Origin of the sequence: Burkholderia sp. ABCPW 14 (assembly GCF_001523835.1) — a bacterium.
GTDB lineage: Bacteria > Pseudomonadota > Gammaproteobacteria > Burkholderiales > Burkholderiaceae > Burkholderia > Burkholderia mayonis.
Genome location: NZ_LOVS01000005.1, coordinates 16443 through 32380, shown reverse-complemented (window position 1 = coordinate 32380; position 15938 = coordinate 16443). Strand labels below are relative to the sequence as shown.

Sequence of the window (15938 nt, the reverse complement as noted above, 5' to 3'; positions counted from 1 at the left end):
ATAGCCGGTCCAGCCGCCCAGTGCCTGAAGTGCCTTGCGATCGTGCAATTCTTCCTCCTGACCTCTATAGAATCAGGCGTCAGGTTACGCAATCTCCATCAAACCCTCCACGGTTTACTGCGATGAACCAAATATTTCCGGTGGCTAAAGCGGGCGCGTGCAGGGATCGGTGTGCACGCGCGCGGGGCGACTTGCTGCATCGCAACGCACGGCGGATGCGGCGAATGCGGCGAACGCGATCTGCAGCATGCACCGCATCGAATGCGCGCGTATCCGCACGCCGGCCTCCGCGCGTGCCGCCCGCCGAGCGTCCGCGTCCGCCGCACGACGCGACAGCGAACTTGTGTCGCCCGGCACACAGATCGCCGGCATGCAAGCCCCTACATTGTGATCACGCAGTGAGCGCGCCGCGCGCCGTCTTTCCGGCGACGCGCGGCCCACCGATCGACCATTCCAATCATTCAGACCATGCGGGACTCCTATCTCGATACCGCTCGGGGCGCGGGCATCATCCTCGTCGTGTACGGCCACGTGCTGCGCGGCCTGTTCGCCGCCGGCCTCGTGCCGGCCGGTTGGCCGAGCACCCTGCTCGCCGCGACCGACTACACGATCTACACATTCCACATGCCGCTCTTCTTCCTGCTTTCGGGGCTGCACGTGCCGAAGTCGCTGCAGCGCGCGGGCGACGACTTCCTGCTCGCGAAGCGGCGAACGATCGTCTATCCGTACTTTGTGTGGTCGCTGCTGCAAGGCGCGGTGCAGCTCGCGCTGTCGTCGCGCGGGATGAATCATGCATTCACGCCGAACGATCTGCTCGCAATCGGGTGGCGGCCGTTCGGCCAGTTCTGGTTCCTGTATGCGCTCTTCATCTGCATGCTGATCGCATGGGGAGGGTCGATCGTCGCGCCCGGCATCCGCGCGCGCGACCGCGCGGCGTCCGGAGGTGCGCACGCATCGCTTGCGGCGCTCGCGATCGGCGGGCTCGCGGTCGTCGCGCTCGCCGCCGGCTCGTCGACGCAATGGGGCATCGTGTCGATGACACTCACGTACCTTCCGTTCTTCGTGCTCGGCATGCTGATCGGCGACAAGCTGCCCGCGCTCGTCGAACGCGCGTCGAACGGACGCTCGCTCGTCGCCGTTGCCGTGACGTTCGCCGCGGTGGTCGCGCTCGCGCATCGCTTCGGCGAACCGGACAGCGTCTGGGCATTGCCCGCCGCGCTCGCGGGCTGCGCGCTCGTGCTGCTCTTCGCGCATCGCGCGGCGCGACGCGGCGACGCCGCGCCCCGGCTCGCGCGCCGTCCGACGTGGCTCGAGCACATCGGCTTCGCATCGATGCCGATCTATCTCGCGCATATCCTCGCGACGGCCGCCACGCGCATCGCGCTCGTCAAACTCGGCGTCGTCGACATCGGCGTGCAGCTCGCGCTCGGCACGCTCGCGGGAATCGTTTGCCCGATGCTGCTCTATGTACTCGTGCTGCGTTCGGGAACGGCGCGGCTCGTCGGCTTCCCGCCACTGCCGGCCGGTTATGCGAACGCGCCTGAGAAAGGCCGGATCGGCAGCGCGGATGCCGCTTGATCGTCGGCACGATCGTTGGACATGCTAATCGATCCGCTCTCGCCGCGAATCCGGAACGAGATGCTGAAATGAACCGTCGCCGTATGCGCGCTCGACCTTCAAAACAACGACGTGATACCCGTCGTACCATTTGCGGAACCGGCGCTTCGCGTCGAGGTGCTTCGGATGCGCCGCGAACGCGCGCAGCGTCGCCTCGTCGCGCCAGTAGTAGCTCGCGTTGAACATCAGCCCGTCCGTCGAGCGCCATGACTCCATGCCGACGAAGCCGGGCAGGCTCGCCGCGACGGCGTCGATCGACGCGGTCAGCCGCCGGAATTCGGCGTCGAGGCTGCCGGGCCGGTAGATGAATGCGGCAATGTACATTGGAAGTTCTCCTATCGATGACGCGCGCACGCGCCGTGTGCATCGCTCACGACAGCCTCGACATCGTCGCAAGGCGCACCGCGAGCAGCACGAAGAGGGCCGCGAGCCCGGCAGATGCCGCGCGATGCCCGACGACCCCGCGCACCGCATGGCCGGCCGCACCGAGCAGCGCGTGAAACGTGACGCTGATCGCGGTCAGCACGCAGCCGAGCGCGACCAGTTGGCCGGCGACCGACGCGCCGTGACGATCGACGAACTGCGGCAGAAAAACGATGAAGAACAGCAGCGCCTTCGGATTCGACAGGCTGTTCAGCATCGCGCGCATGCCGACCGACCAGAGCGACCGCTCGGTTGCCGCGACCTTGCCGAGCGAACCGGGATGGCGCACCGCCTTGTACGCCATCCACAGCAGATAGGCCGCGCCGGCATAGCGGATCAGGTCGAACGACGGCGGCCACGCGGCGACGACGGCCGCGACGCCCGCCGCCGTCAGCGCGGTGAGCACCAGATCGGCGGCGCCGATGCCGATCGCCGCGGCGATGCCGCCGCGCAGCCCGTACGCCGCGCCGTGCGCGATCACGAAAGCCATGTTCGGGCCCGGCGACATCAGCAATACCATCACGGCCGCGATGAAGACCGATAGAGTGGACGTCTGGATCATGTTGGCGAATGTTTGCGTGAACGACACGCGCAGCGTAATCTGCGCCATCCGATACAAACAAACAATTGTTCTAGATACAACGCGATGGCCGAATCACGCTACCAGACGATCGTCGACGACTTCGCCGCCCGCATCCGCGCCGGCACGCTCGCGCCCGGCGCGCAGCTGCCGACGATCCGCGCGTTGATGAAGCGGCACGGGATCGCGCTGGCGACAGCGTCGCGCGTCTACGCGGCGCTTGCGGAAGCGGGATTGATCGTCGGCGAGACCGGGCGCGGCACGTTCGTGCGCGACACGTCGCTGCCGCGCGGGCTCGGCCTCGAGCAGCATCCGGCGAAGGCGGGCGCGATCGATCTGACGTTCAACTATCCGTCGCTGCCGGGCCAGGTCGAACTGCTGCGCAGCGGCCTGCGCGGCCTCGCCGCGTCCGGCGATCTCGACGCGCTGCTGCATTCGGCGCCGCAAGGCGGCCGCCGGCACGAGCGGCAGACCGTCGCGAGGCATCTGCGCAATCGCGGCATCCGCGTGCCGGGCGAGCAGGTGCTGATCGTCAACGGCGCGCAGCAAGGGCTCGCGGTGACGCTGATGGCCACGATGAAGCCGGGCGAAATCCTCGCTGTCGACGCGCTGACGTATCCCGGCATGAAAGCGCTCGCGCACGCGCACCGGATCACGCTTTCGCCGCTGCCGCTGTCGGCAGAGCAGAACCTGGATCTCGACCGGCTCGACGCGCTCTGCAGAAAGCGCCCGGTGCGCGCGGTCTACACGATGCCGACGCTGCACAATCCACTCGGCTCCATGATGTCCGCGCGGAGTCGCATGCGCCTTGCCGAGCTCGCCGAGCATCACGATCTGCTCGTCATCGAGGACGGCGCATACGCGTTCCTCGCCGAGCCCGCGCCGAAGCCCGTGTTCACCCATGCGCCCGATCGCACCGTCTACGTATCGGGGCTGTCGAAGAGCGTCGCATCGGGATTGAGACTCGGCTTCGTGGCCGCGCCGGAGCGCCTCGTGCCGGCGCTCGAGCACGCGATTCGCGTGTCGACGTGGAATACGCCGTCGCTGACGGTCGCACTGGCGTGCCAGTGGATCGACAGCGGAATCGTCGACACGCTAGAGGAACGCAAGCGCAAGGATGCGCGGCGCAGGCAGACACTCGCGCGACGGATATTGCGCGACGGCGATGTCGTCTCGCATCCGTCTTCCTACTATCTGTGGCTTGCGATGCCCGAGGAACTGCGCGCGGACCGAGTCGCGGCGAAACTCGAGCGCGAAGGCGTGCTCGTGACGACAGCCGAGCCGTTCTCGACCGCGCCGAGCGCGCCGCATGCGCTGCGGATCGCGCTCGGCTCGATTGCGCTCGAATCGCTCGAAGACGCGTTGCGGAAGGTTCGAAGCGCGGTAATCGGGTGACGTTCGCGTCGCAGTGCGGCACGCGAGAACAGCGCGCGGGGCCGCACCCGTTGCGCCCCCGCGGAAACCGCGCCGATGCTCGGGCGATCGTCGCGCGACCGCCCGCGCGTCATCCGCGCGTCACTCCTGCTTGCCGCGCTGATTGAAACAGCGGTCAAGCAGCTTGCCCGCGGCTTCGCGGCCGCCAAGACCGAACGACAGTGCGACCGCGACAGCGATCGCGCCGAGCACGAGGCCGAACGCGAGCTGCACGATCTCGTTCGCGATGCCCATCGCGCGCAATCCCATCGCGAACACGAGGCCGAGAATCGCGAACTGCGCGATGCGCGACAAGAGCCGGCTGTGCTCGCTGTCGGCCTGCTCGATCACGCGGCGCGCAAGGCCCGCGAGCCAGAAGCCGATCACGAGGATCACGCCGCCCATCAGCACGTGCCCGCCGAACTCGATGAACAGCGTGACGACGTCGCGCACCTGCGTGAAGCCGAGCCGGTTCGCGGCTTCGACGGTCGCGAACAGCATCGCGAAGAAAATCACGAGCCGGCCGGCCAGCACCGAAGGCTGCAGCATCCCGGTGAACACGCGCTCGACGCCGAGCACGGCGGGCAGGCCGTCGACACCCGCGGCGACGAGCAGCTTCTGCACGAGCGCGCCGACGAAGCGCGCGACGTAGAACGTGACGAGCACGATCACGACGGCCGCGAAGATATCGGGCACCGCGTTGAGGAACTGGCCGAGCAAGTCGGTCGCGGGCCGCGAGATCGCCTCGATCTTCAGCGCGTCGAGCGCGGAGATCAACGTCGGCACGAACACGAAGATGAAGACGACCGTGCCGATGAGGCTCGAGATCTTCACGGGCGTCGGGCTCTCGACGCTTTGCGTGAGCCTGTCGGCGCCCGCCGCGATGAGCAGGTTCGTGACGAGCCCGCGCAGGATGCGCGCGACGAGCCAGCCAACGAAGCCGATCACGGTCGCGGCGAACACGTTCGGCACGATCGCGAGGATCTTGTCGATCATCCCCTGCACGGGCGACAGCAGCCCGTTCAGGTCGAACGCGGCGAGGATCGCCGGGATGAACATCAGGATCACGAGCCAGAACAGCACGTCGCCGAGGTACGAGCTCATCGGCCGCATCCCTGCCGTCTCCGACAGTTTGCTGTCGATCTTGCTCGCCTTCAGCGTCTTGTCGGCGAGGCTGCGCAAGAGCGACGCGATCAGCCACGCGACGAGCGTGAGCGCCGCGCCGCCGAGCAGGTTCGGCAGATAGTTGATGATCTTCGTGACGAGCAGCGAGAACGGATTCGATACCGCGTAGAGATTCAGCACGTTGAAGATGCCGACCGCGGTCACGAGCAGGATGAGCCAGAACAGGCCGCCCGCGATGATGCGCTCCACTTGCGCGCCTTGGCCGGTGCTTTCGGCGATGCGCGCATCGACCTTCAGCGCGCTCAGCAAGCGCCGCACGCCTGCCCGGACGATCACGGCGATCAGCCAGCCGATGACCAGGATGCCGAGCGCGCCCGCGATCTTGGGCAGATAAACGCCGAGCGTGCTCTGCATCGACGTCAGGAAACTGGATGAATCCATATGTTCTCTCCCGAAAAGCGTGATGTTGCGTTGGACCTCGACGAACAACCTGCGGACTCCGAAGAAAACCTGGCTCCGCAGCCGGCGACCTTACACGGGGAACGATGACGGCTTCAATCGTGCTTCACTGTACTCGAACTTTATTCTAAGGGATCGACCTGCTAATAAAAATCGTGCTTTGAAATGGTGCGGCGATGCCAAGCATGCGCGTGCGCAATGAAACGGACGCAACAATCTCGGCGCGAGCCGCGCAATTCGTTGGCGCAATGAAGGCTTCGCGCGCACGGACGTTGCGCGCGTCGCGAAATGATGTGGCGCGCGGTGCGCGTTCGTGTCGGCGAGCCGCAAGCATGAAACGGACGGGAAGATTGATGGAAGAATGTGAACCGACTGGCTCAACCCGACCGGCGCAGGTTCACCGGCCGGGTTGCGCAAGCGCAAGGTGCTTTCATTCGCTATGGCAGGCCCGGGATTTGCTGTGCGGGGGGCAGACAGATGAGGGCGGTTTGGGCGCGCTGTGCGCGCTGAACAACGACTGCCGCGGGCACGTTGGGCCGTGCTGCGGCTGAGTCGGTGAATTCGCCTCGCTGCAGATAGGGCGGCGAGAAAACGAACCGGTTCGGACGCTCGCCGCGACTGCGCTGCGTCAAACCACTGCATCAAACATATCGACGCTTGCTAGCGCGCCGAACGAACGAGTCGACTCGAATATAGCGACTCAAATACGCCGCCTGAAATCTCGCGCATGCAATCGCGAACTTGCTTAGCAGCGCTATCGGAATGCGCGCGCGGGCGCATCGAATGACGCCCGCCCGCACCCCGCCGCCTCGCGTCACGCGCGCGCCTTCGAGACTGCCGTCCCGCATTGCGGGCAGAAACGCGCGGATGCATCGAGCAACGCGCGACATCCACCGCACGCAGCCGGTGCCTGAGATGCGCCGCATTGCACGCAGAACTTCGCATCCGCTCCGTTGATCGCGCCGCACTTCGCGCATGCAGCGCTCTGCACGGGCCCGCTCGCTTCCCTTTGAGGCGGAACGCCGCTACGTTCTCGATCCCGACCGTCGTCGCCCGGTACATCCCGGCGGCCCCAACCGTGGCCGCCGGGACTGTCGTAGCCCCCGCCGTAGCCGCGGCCATGGCCGTGCCCGCCACCCGCTCCGCCGCCGTGATGGTCGTCGCGACGGCCGCCGCTTCCATGGTGCCCACCGCCGACGATCCGCTTGAGCCAACCCATCGTCTCCTCCGTTCACTGTCCGCGGCGCAGCAGCCGCAAGCCATTGCCGACGACGATCAAGCTTGCGCCCGCGTCGGCGAACACCGCCATCCACATCGTGCCCATCCCTGTGATCGTCAGTCCGACGAACACCGCCTTCACGGCGAGCGCGAACGTAATGTTCTGCACGAGCACGCGATGCGTCGCGCGCGACAGCCGCACGAATGCCGGGATCTTCCGCAGGTCGTCGTCCATCAGCGCGACGTCGGCCGTCTCGATCGCCGTGTCGGTGCCCATCGCGCCCATCGCGAAGCCGATATCGGCGCGCGCGAGCGCGGGCGCGTCGTTGATCCCATCGCCGACCATGCCGACCGCGCGGCCGCCTGTCGCCAGCTCGTCGACGGCGGCGAGCTTGTCTTGCGGCAACTGGTTGCCGCGCGCGTCGTCGATGCCGACCTGCTGCGCGATCGCCTTCGCGGTGTGCGGGTTGTCGCCCGTCAGCATCGCGGTCTTGATGCCGAGCGCGTGCAGTTCGGCGACCGCCGCGCGGCTCGTGTCCTTCACCGTGTCGGCGACCGCAAAGAGGCCGAGCACGCGCGTGCCGTCGATCAGCATCACGACCGTCTTGCCCTGCCGCTCAAGCGCGTCGAGGCGCGCTTCGAGCGCGGGCGTGCAGCATTCGAGTTCTTCGACGAGGCGATGGTTGCCGAGCCAGTACGGCGTGCCGTCAATCGCACCGCGCACGCCGCGGCCCGGGATCGCCTCGAAGTCGGCGACGTCGAGGAACGACGCGTCCTTGCCGTTGCCGACGCCGCCTGTGCCGCCCATGCCGCCGGCGCCGCCCTCGGCTGCGCCGGCCGCCGCGACCGCCTGCGAAACCGGATGGTCCGAGCGCGCGGCGAGGCTCGCGGCAAGCCGCCGCACACGGGCGACGTCGATGTCGGCCGCGCGCATCTCGAAGTCAGTCTGCACCGGCTTGCCGCGCGTGATCGTGCCCGTCTTGTCGAGCGCGAGCCACGCGAGCCTGCGGCCTTGCTCGAGGTGCACGCCGCCCTTCACGAGGATGCCGCGCCGCGCCGCCGCCGCGAGACCCGACACGATCGTCACGGGCGTCGAGATCACGAGCGCGCACGGGCACGCGATCACGAGCAGCACGAGCGCGCGATAGATCCAGTCGCGCCATGCGCCGTCGAACGCGAGCGGAGGCGCGATCGCGACGATGAGCGCGATCGCGAACACGATCGGCGTGTAGATGCGCGCGAAGCTGTCGACGAAGCGCTGCGTCGGCGCCTTCGCCCCCTGCGCTTGCTCGACCGCGTGGATGATCCGCGCGAGCGTCGTGTTGCTCGCGACCGCGGTCACGCGATATTCGAACGAGCCGGCTTCGTTGATCGTGCCCGCGTACACCGGGTCGCCGTCGCCTTTCTCGACGGGCAGGCTCTCGCCCGTGATCGGCGCCTGATTGACGGTCGAGCGGCCGGCGACGATCTCGCCGTCGAGACCGATCCGCTCGCCGGGCTTCACGCGCACGACGGCGCCGAGCGCGACCTGCGCGGCATCGATCGCCTGCCACGAGCCGTCGGGCTGCTTGACCGTTGCAGTGTCGGGCGCGAGCCGCATCAGGCTCTGGATCGCGTTGCGCGCGCGATCGAGCGAGCGCGCCTCGATCAATTCGGCGACGGTGAAGAGCACCATCACCATCGCGGCCTCGGGCCACTGGCCGATCGCCATCGCGCCCGTCACCGCGATGCTCATCAGCGCGTTGATGTTCAGATTGCCGTTCGTGAGCGCGATCCAGCCTTTGCGGTAAGTCCCGAGGCCGCAGGTCGCGACCGCGGCGAGCGCGAGCGCGGCGGCAAGCCAGACGGGAAGCTGCAACCACGTGACCGCCTCCGACGCGGCCGCCGCGCCGCCCGCGATCGCGAGCGGCCACCACGGCCGCGGCGCTTCGGCCGGCATGGGCGACGCGGCGCGGCTCGTCGCACCGGCGCCGGCCTGCTCGGGCGTCATCCCGAGCGAGCGGATCGCGCCGACGATGCCCGCCTCCGCGCCCGGCGCGTGCTCGACCGTCAGCATCCGCTGCATCAGGTTGAATTCGAGCGCCGCGACTTCGGCGATCCCGCCGAGCTTCTTGCGGATCAGCGTTTCTTCGGTCGGGCAGTCCATCTGCATGATCCGGAACGCGGAGCGCACGCGGCCGTCCGTGGCCTTCCGCGCGCCAGGCAGCGGCGCGAACGCGACGGGTGCGGGCGCGCAGCAGGCGGCGCCGGCGTGATCGTGGGCGTGCGGATGACCGTCGTCGGCGTGCGAATCGTGGCTACGGCCAATCGAACCACGATCGTGGGACCGGGCTTCACGGTTTGCGCGCACGTCGATATCGCCGTGCTGGTGGTCGTGCGAACAGCAACCGGCGGCGCGTGACAGGGCGTGGCCATCGTCGCGAAGCAGAACTTCACCGTTCGCTCGATCGCCGGTATCCGCATTGCGCCGATCGGGATCGCAAGAATGGGCATTGCCATGCGCATGGCCTTCGGCGTGACCGCGCGCGCAACCCTGGTGTCGAGCGCCGTCCTTTCGGGTCGGGTCGGCCGCATCCGCCAGCTCGCGCTCGCGCGAACACCAGTCGTGATCGTCCACGCGCGACGCGGCGCCATCAGGGGCGCCGCGCACATGCAAATGCGAGCGCGCGTCGACGCACGACGGATCGCGCACATCGTTCGGACGCGTGCCGTCGCGATCGGTTTCGGGCGTACGCGGCCGGTTTTCGGCCCGGGTGGCCTCGGTCATGGCAACCTCCTCTGTGACTGACGGTGTACAGTTAACACCTTGAAGTCACTACAAGGTCAACCCTTTTTGTAAGGAGATTCGAATGAAAATCGGCGAACTCGCGAAAGCGGCCCGGTGCACGCCCGAGACGATTCGTTTCTATGAAAAAGAGGGGCTGATGCCTGACGCGGAACGGACCGGCGCCAACTACCGCAACTACACCGACGCGCACGTCGAGCGGCTGCGCTTCATCCGCAATTGCCGCGCGCTCGACATGACGCACGACGAGATCCGCGCGCTGCTGCGCTTCACCGACGATCCGGCGGACCGCTGCGATTCCGTCAACGCGCTGCTCGACGCGCACATCGGCCACGTCAACACGCGCCTCGCGGAACTCGAGCATTTGCGCGCGCAGTTGATCGAATTGCGCGAGCGGTGCCAGGGCGAGCACGCGGTCGAGGATTGCGGGATCGTGCACGGGCTCGCGACAATGGAAACGCCGGACATGCCGGGCAAGCGCTCGCACGTCGGCTGACGCGCGGTGTCCGCCCGATGTCCGAGCGGCGGGCCTCGCAGCGCTTGCGTCCATTTATATCTAGTTATAACATTACTAGAAATTAATTAACTATTCATGTTATGGCTCGATACTCTCCACTTGCACTCGTCGTGCTCGCCATGCTCACCGAAACGCCGATGCATGCGTACCGAATCCAGCAACTCGTGAAGCTGCGCGGCAAGGACGAGATCGTCAACGTCAGGCAGCGCAACAGCCTCTACCAGACGATCGAGCGCCTGCAGCGCGACGCGCTGATCGCCGTACGCGAGACCGAACGCGACGGCGCGTTTCCCGAGCGCACGATCTACGAAATTACCGATGCGGGCCGCGACACCGCCCGCATGTGGTTGCGTGAGCAGCTCGCGCGGCCGGCGCGCGAATTTCCGTCGTTTCCAGCCGCGCTGTCGGTGCTGCCGCTGCTGTCCGCCGACGATGCGCGCCGCCAGCTCGAAGCGCGTGCCGCCGCACTCGAAGCCGAGCTCGCCCGTCTCGACGAAACGCACGACGCCGCGCTCGCGATGCAGATCCCGCGGCTCTTTCTGCTCGACGGCGAACTGATGCGGGTGACGCTCGGAGCCGAGCTCGATTGGGTACGCAGCACCGTCGAGCATCTGAAGGTCGGCGCGCTCACCTGGAGCGAGGCTTGGCTGCGCGAGGTCGCCGCGCGATTCGCGCAGGCGGATTCGCCGGATTCGGAATGAACGGGCAGGGCGTCGTCGCGAGATTCCAGCCGTCGCTTCTTCCCCTGACTGACAGCGCCGGTTTCACTGCCGGACGTGCGGCGTGCGGCAGCGGCAGCGGCAGCGGCAGCGGCAGCGGCAGCGGCAGCGGCAGCGGCAGCGGCAGCGGCAGCGGCAGCGGCAGCGGCAGCGATGCTACGCAGATTCGCGTCGTCCGCAACAACATCCACGACACGCCCCGAAACGACAACAACGCACCGCCGCCGGCAGAAAGCGCTCGCACGCCGCACCTCGCCCCATCCAGCCGCGACTACAGCACCTTCCCGGGATTCAGTATCCCGAGCGGATCGAGCGCGCTTTTCATCGCCCGCATCACGCCGATCTCGGCAGCGCTCCGCGAGTACCCGAGATATGGCCGCTTGAGCACGCCGATCCCGTGCTCGGCCGAGATCGACCCGCCCATCGCCCGCACGATTTCGTAGACGACGCGCTCGACGCATTCCGCGCCATGCGCGGGCAGATCGGCGAGCGACACGCCGACGTGCACGTTGCCGTCGCCGACATGCCCGAAGCACAGACACACCGCATGCGGCCAGCGCACACGCAGTGCGGCATCGCAACGCTCGGCGAACGCGCCGAGTTCGGCGACGGGCAAGCTCACGTCGAAATTGAGCAGATGCGGCAGCGCGTCGATCGCGAGTCCTTCGCGCAGCGTCCACATGTCGCGCGTCTGCCGCTCCGATGCGGCAAGCGCCGCATCGGTCACGAGGCCCGCATCGAAGCACGCGCCGAGACACTGCTCGAGCGCGTCGCGCGCATCGGTGCGCGGATCGCTCGCCGCGCATTCGATCAGGACGACGAAATCGTCGCCCGCGTCGCCCGCGTCGAACGGCGGCGTGACGCCCGGCGTATGCGCGGCGACGTAGCGATAGAACGCCGGCCACATCGCCTCGAAGCTCACGACGCACGGCAGCGTCGCGCGCACGTCGCGCCAGAGCCGCACGAGCGTGTCGTAGTCGGACACGCGGCACAGCGCCGTCGCGGGCGCCGCGAGCGGCGGATGCAGCCGCAGCACCACGCGCGTGATGACGCCAAGCGTGCCTTCGCTGCCGATGAAAAGTTGCTTCACGTCATAGCCGGCGTTGTTCTTCAGCATCCGGTTCAACGACGTGACGACCGTCCCGTCCGCGAGCACCGCTTCGATGCCAAGCGTCTGCTCGCGCATCATTCCGAAGCGGATCGCGCGCGTGCCGCCCGCGTTGGTCGCGAGCATGCCGCCGATCTGGCACGAGCCGCGCGCGCCGAGATCGACGCCGAACGCGAAGCCGGCCGCTTCCGCCGCTTCCTGCACCGCTTGCAGCGTCGTGCCCGCGCGCACGATCATCGTGCCGGCCGCCACGTCGATTGCCTCGATCCCCGCGAAGCGCTCCATCGACAGCACGACTTCGCCGCCGAGTGCAACGCTGCCGAATGCGAGCCCCGTCAATCCGCCTTGCGGCACGACCGGCTGACGCAGCCGCGCGCAAAGCGCGAGCGTGCGCGACACGTCGTCGACGGAAATCGGCCGCACGAGCGCGCACGGACGGACGCCGAGCGATTCGTTATACGCGGTGAAGTAGCGCGGCTCGATCGCGGCCGATCGCGTGACGAGTTCGTCGCCGAGTTCGGCGACGAGCGCCGATTCGGCCGCATGTGCGGGCGCGGCGGACTCGATGGCGGCGGCTCGCGCGATGGTTCCTGCCGCGCCCGTCGCGTCGCCGTCCGCGCCGGACGTCGCGCTGGCGCGCGACGCTCCCGACGCTCCGGCGCTTCGAGATGCTTCGGATAACGGAATGGATCTGGCCGGCTCGCTCACCTCGGCCCCACGGGCCGTAACGCCCCCCTCGCCTCCTTCATCCGCAGCGGCCGCACCCACACCGGCCGCCGCATCGCGCGTCGTCCGCTCGCTCATCGCACCGCCTCCGTCACTTCGTCGAGATGTCGATGTCGCCGAAATACTTCCGGCCTAGCGTCTTCACCGTGCCGTCCGCCTTCAGCTTGCCGATCGCGGCGTTCAGGCGCGCCTTCAGCATATCGTCGCCCTTGCGCAGCCCGAACGCGATGCCGCTTCCCAGAATCTTGTCGTCGCGCACCGGCTGCCCGACGAATGCGAAACCGTTCGCATCCGGCCGCGACAGGAATCCGCGCTGGCCCGCGGGCGCGAGCACGAGCGTGCCGTCGAGGCGGCCCGCCGTGAGATCCGCGTACGCCTGGTTCTGATCCTGATACGCGACGACCCGCACGCCCGCGCCCGCCCAATGCGCATTCGCGTACGCTTCCTGGATCGAGCCCTGCAGCACGCCGACCCGCTTGCCCTTCAACGATTCCGGTGTCGGCACGAGGCCGCTGTCCGCGCGTGCGATCAGTTGCGTCGGCACGCGGTAGATCACCGTCGTGAAGTCGATCGCCTGACGACGCTGGTCGGTCGCGTTCATCGCCGAATTGATCGCGTCGAACTTGCGCCCCTGCAGCGCGGGAATCAGCCCGTCGAACGATGTCTCGACCCACTTGCACGCGAGCTTCGCCTCTTTGCAGACGGCGTTGCCGACGTCGATGTCGAAGCCCTGCAGCTCGCCGGTGGCCGCCTTCGATTCGAACGGCGGATATTGCGCTTCGAGACCGAAGCGCAGCGCTTGCGAAGCCTCGGCGCGCACCGCGCCCGAGCCCGTGACGACGCCCAATGCGCATGCGAGCGCCAGGCAGATTTGCAGTCGTTTCATCGATGATTCTCCTTGAGGTCGGGGTCGTGTCCGGTCGTCAACGCGATGCGCGCGTCAGAGGCTGCGCAGACGGCGCGCGCCTTCGATCAGCGTCGCATCGTCCTTCGAAAAGCTGAGGCGGATGCAGCCGGTGTTCGTGCCGTCCGCATAGAACGCGGATAACGGAATCGTCGCGACACGCGCGTCGCGGATCGCGCGCAGCACGAAATCGGCGTCGGATTCGTCGGAAAAATGCCGAAAGCGCGCGAGCATGAAGAACGAGCCCTCGCTCGACAGCAGCTCGAAACGCGAGCCGGCGAGCTCACGCACGAGCAGATCGCGCTTGCGTTCGTAAAACGCACCGAGCTCGAGATAGCTCGACGGCTCGGCGAGCGCTTCGGCAAACGCGTGCTGCATCGGCGTGTCCGCCGCGAACGTCATGAATTGATGGACCTTACGCAGCTCACGCGTGAGCTCGGCGGGCGCGAGGCAGTAGCCGACGCGCCAGCCCGTCACGTGATACGACTTGCCGAACGACGACACGATCACGCTGCGCTCCGCGAGCACGCGATGGCGCGCCATGCTGTGATGGCGCGCGCCGTCGAACACGACGTGCTCGTACACCTCGTCGGACAGCACCACGATGTCGGTGCCCGCCGTGAGTTGCGCGAGGCGCGCGATGTCCGCGTCGCCGAAGATCGTCGCGGTCGGGTTGTGCGGCGTGTTGACGATCAGCATCCGCGTGCGCGGCGTGATGTTGGCGGCCACTTCGTCCCAGTTCACGCGAAAGCCTTCGGCCGACAGCTTGATCGCGACGGGCGTCGCCCCCTGCAGGCGGACGATCGGCGCGTAGCTGTCGAACGACGGCTCGAAGCAGATCACCTCGTCGCCCGGATGCACGAGCGCGCTGATCGCCGCGTAGAGCCCTTCGCTTGCGCTCGCGACGACGGTTATTTCGGATTCCGGATCGTAGCGTCCGCCGTACAGGCGCTCGGTCTTGACGGCGAGCGCCTCGCGCAGCGCGGCGACGCCCGCCATCGGCGCGTACTGGTTGTGTCCGTCGCGCATCGCGCGGGCGACGCGCTCGACGAGCGCCGGATCGGGCGCGAAGTTCGGCGCGCCCTGCGACAGGTTCAGCGCCTGGTGTTCGACGGCGAGCTGGCCGATGACCGTGAAGATCGTCGTGCCGACGTCGGGCAGCTTCGAGCGGGGCGCGGCGGCGCTCTGCATGGGTCCTCCTTTCTCCTGGACTGGCGCGCCGGTCATCGCCGACGCACGGGGCAACGACGCGGATTTGGCCTGAGCCAATTTCCCGCGGCAATCGAAAGTTCGTCATGGCAGGCATGACGAAAACTCATGACTCTGGAGAGCGGGCGACGCGGGACGGCGAGAGGCTATGTTGTTCGATGCGGGCTGGAGCGTTGGCGGAAGGCGTCGCGCGATCGATGCCTGTGATGCGTGGTCGCTGTAATGGGGTCATCAGACGGCTGGCTCAGCGGTCCAGCGGTTCGCAGCCTGACGGGTCTGCCGATCACCAGTTCCACGCGTACGAAGCCCGCGGGAAGCTCATCAACATCGATGAGAAAAGCGCCGCGACCGCACGGCGGCGCCCATCGACATCCGCAACATCAGCGGCAAGACATCCGGCCCGGCTCAGCCAGCAACCGCCCCACCGCCGACACCGACATCCGCCCCCGCCGCAAGATACGCGTCCACCGCCCGATGCAGTTCGCCGCGCAACTGCGCGACGTCGACGGCCGCACCCTGCGTCAGCAGCGATTGCGACACCCACCCGTAGCACAACGCATGCGCGACGCGCGCCGACACGTCGAGCCGCGCGTTCGCCGGCGCATCGCCCGCCCCCGCGAGCGCGTCGCGCCACAGCGCGACGTAGTCGTCATAATGCCGGCGATACGCGTCGATCGGCGAGACCTTGCGTTCGAGCGCGAAGATCGCGGCCCATACACGCGCGTCCTGCGCGACCACATCGATCTGCGCGTCGACGAGCGCGGCCGCGATCGCCCGGCAACTCGCGCCGCGCCGTGCATCGACGACGCCGCGCATCCGCGCCGCGAGCGCCTTCACGTAGTGGTGGATCGTGAGCGCCGCGAGGCTCTCCTTGTCGCCGAAATACTCGTAGAACGTGCCGACGCTCACGCCCGCAACCGCGGCGATCTCGCGGATCGTCGCCTTCGCGTAGCCGCGCTCGAGCCAAACCCGAACAAACGCCTGCTGCAGCGCCTCCGAGCTCGCGTGCGCGCGCCGCTGCCGCGGACGGCGGCGCAAGGCCGGCTGCGGCTGCGCGATCGTCTTGTCGGGATGCGCGCAAACCTGAACATGTCGCGAAGTCATCTTTGCTAACCTGATCGAGCCGAACAACGAC

Annotated in this window: 13 protein-coding genes; 4 read left to right on the top strand and 9 right to left on the bottom strand. The window is 67.8% G+C overall.

Annotated features, from left to right (window positions below; all coding sequences use genetic code 11):
• Positions 1 to 468 precede the first annotated feature (468 nt).
• Positions 469 to 1578, top strand: coding sequence for an acyltransferase family protein (locus WS62_RS00635; protein ID WP_066566362.1), 1110 nt, complete (start codon positions 469 to 471; stop codon positions 1576 to 1578).
• Positions 1579 to 1602: 24 nt separating this feature from the next.
• Here the strand turns inward: WS62_RS00635 and WS62_RS00630 are convergent, their stop codons facing one another.
• Complete coding sequence (locus WS62_RS00630; protein ID WP_066566360.1) at positions 1603 to 1941, bottom strand: antibiotic biosynthesis monooxygenase family protein; 339 nt, start codon at positions 1939 to 1941, stop codon at positions 1603 to 1605.
• A gap of 46 nt (positions 1942 to 1987) precedes the next feature.
• Complete coding sequence (locus WS62_RS00625) at positions 1988 to 2602, bottom strand: LysE family translocator (RefSeq protein ID WP_066566382.1); 615 nt, start codon at positions 2600 to 2602, stop codon at positions 1988 to 1990.
• Positions 2603 to 2686: 84 nt separating this feature from the next.
• On the opposite strand from WS62_RS00625, the gene WS62_RS00620 reads away from it, so the two are divergent.
• Positions 2687 to 4015 carry an aminotransferase-like domain-containing protein gene (locus tag WS62_RS00620; protein WP_066566358.1) on the top strand — a complete coding sequence of 443 codons (1329 nt, stop codon included), beginning with the start codon at positions 2687 to 2689 and terminating at the stop codon, positions 4013 to 4015.
• 120 nt (positions 4016 to 4135) lie between these two features.
• Here WS62_RS00620 and WS62_RS00615 read toward each other — a convergent pair whose 3' ends face one another.
• The 3 genes from WS62_RS00615 to WS62_RS00610 all read right to left on the bottom strand — a co-directional run bounded on the left by WS62_RS00615 (position 4136) and on the right by WS62_RS00610 (position 9602).
• Entirely contained in the window at positions 4136 to 5599 is a 1464-nt protein-coding gene (locus tag WS62_RS00615) for a mechanosensitive ion channel (protein ID WP_066566357.1), read from the bottom strand.
• An 832-nt stretch (positions 5600 to 6431) separates the two neighbouring features.
• On the bottom strand, positions 6432 to 6836 hold the full coding sequence (locus WS62_RS32060; RefSeq protein ID WP_082720587.1) for a zinc ribbon domain-containing protein: 405 nt from the start codon (positions 6834 to 6836) through the stop codon (positions 6432 to 6434).
• 12 nt (positions 6837 to 6848) lie between these two features.
• Positions 6849 to 9602: a heavy metal translocating P-type ATPase gene (locus WS62_RS00610; protein ID WP_442855048.1), complete on the bottom strand. Its 2754-nt coding sequence runs from the start codon at positions 9600 to 9602 to the stop codon at positions 6849 to 6851.
• A gap of 82 nt (positions 9603 to 9684) precedes the next feature.
• On the opposite strand from WS62_RS00610, the gene cadR reads away from it, so the two are divergent.
• Both cadR and WS62_RS00600 read left to right on the top strand, forming a co-directional pair.
• Positions 9685 to 10116 carry a Cd(II)/Pb(II)-responsive transcriptional regulator gene (gene cadR, locus WS62_RS00605; RefSeq protein WP_066566356.1) on the top strand — a complete coding sequence of 144 codons (432 nt, stop codon included), beginning with the start codon at positions 9685 to 9687 and terminating at the stop codon, positions 10114 to 10116.
• Positions 10117 to 10217: 101 nt separating this feature from the next.
• The gene (locus WS62_RS00600; RefSeq protein ID WP_066566353.1) at positions 10218 to 10838 is read left to right on the top strand and encodes a PadR family transcriptional regulator; all 621 of its coding nucleotides are present in this window, start codon (positions 10218 to 10220) and stop codon (positions 10836 to 10838) included.
• 289 nt (positions 10839 to 11127) lie between these two features.
• Here WS62_RS00600 and WS62_RS00595 read toward each other — a convergent pair whose 3' ends face one another.
• The 4 genes from WS62_RS00595 to WS62_RS00580 all read right to left on the bottom strand — a co-directional run bounded on the left by WS62_RS00595 (position 11128) and on the right by WS62_RS00580 (position 15907).
• Positions 11128 to 12768, bottom strand: coding sequence for an FAD-binding oxidoreductase (locus WS62_RS00595; RefSeq protein WP_231748162.1), 1641 nt, complete (start codon positions 12766 to 12768; stop codon positions 11128 to 11130).
• A gap of 13 nt (positions 12769 to 12781) precedes the next feature.
• Positions 12782 to 13576 (bottom strand): ABC transporter substrate-binding protein, encoded by a 795-nt coding sequence (locus WS62_RS00590; protein ID WP_066566350.1) that lies wholly within the window; start codon positions 13574 to 13576, stop codon positions 12782 to 12784.
• Positions 13577 to 13630: 54 nt separating this feature from the next.
• Complete coding sequence (locus tag WS62_RS00585) at positions 13631 to 14785, bottom strand: pyridoxal phosphate-dependent aminotransferase (protein ID WP_066566348.1); 1155 nt, start codon at positions 14783 to 14785, stop codon at positions 13631 to 13633.
• Positions 14786 to 15208: 423 nt separating this feature from the next.
• A complete protein-coding gene (locus tag WS62_RS00580; protein ID WP_066566375.1) occupies positions 15209 to 15907 on the bottom strand; it encodes a TetR/AcrR family transcriptional regulator in 699 nt (232 codons plus the stop codon).
• Positions 15908 to 15938: the final 31 nt, after the last annotated feature.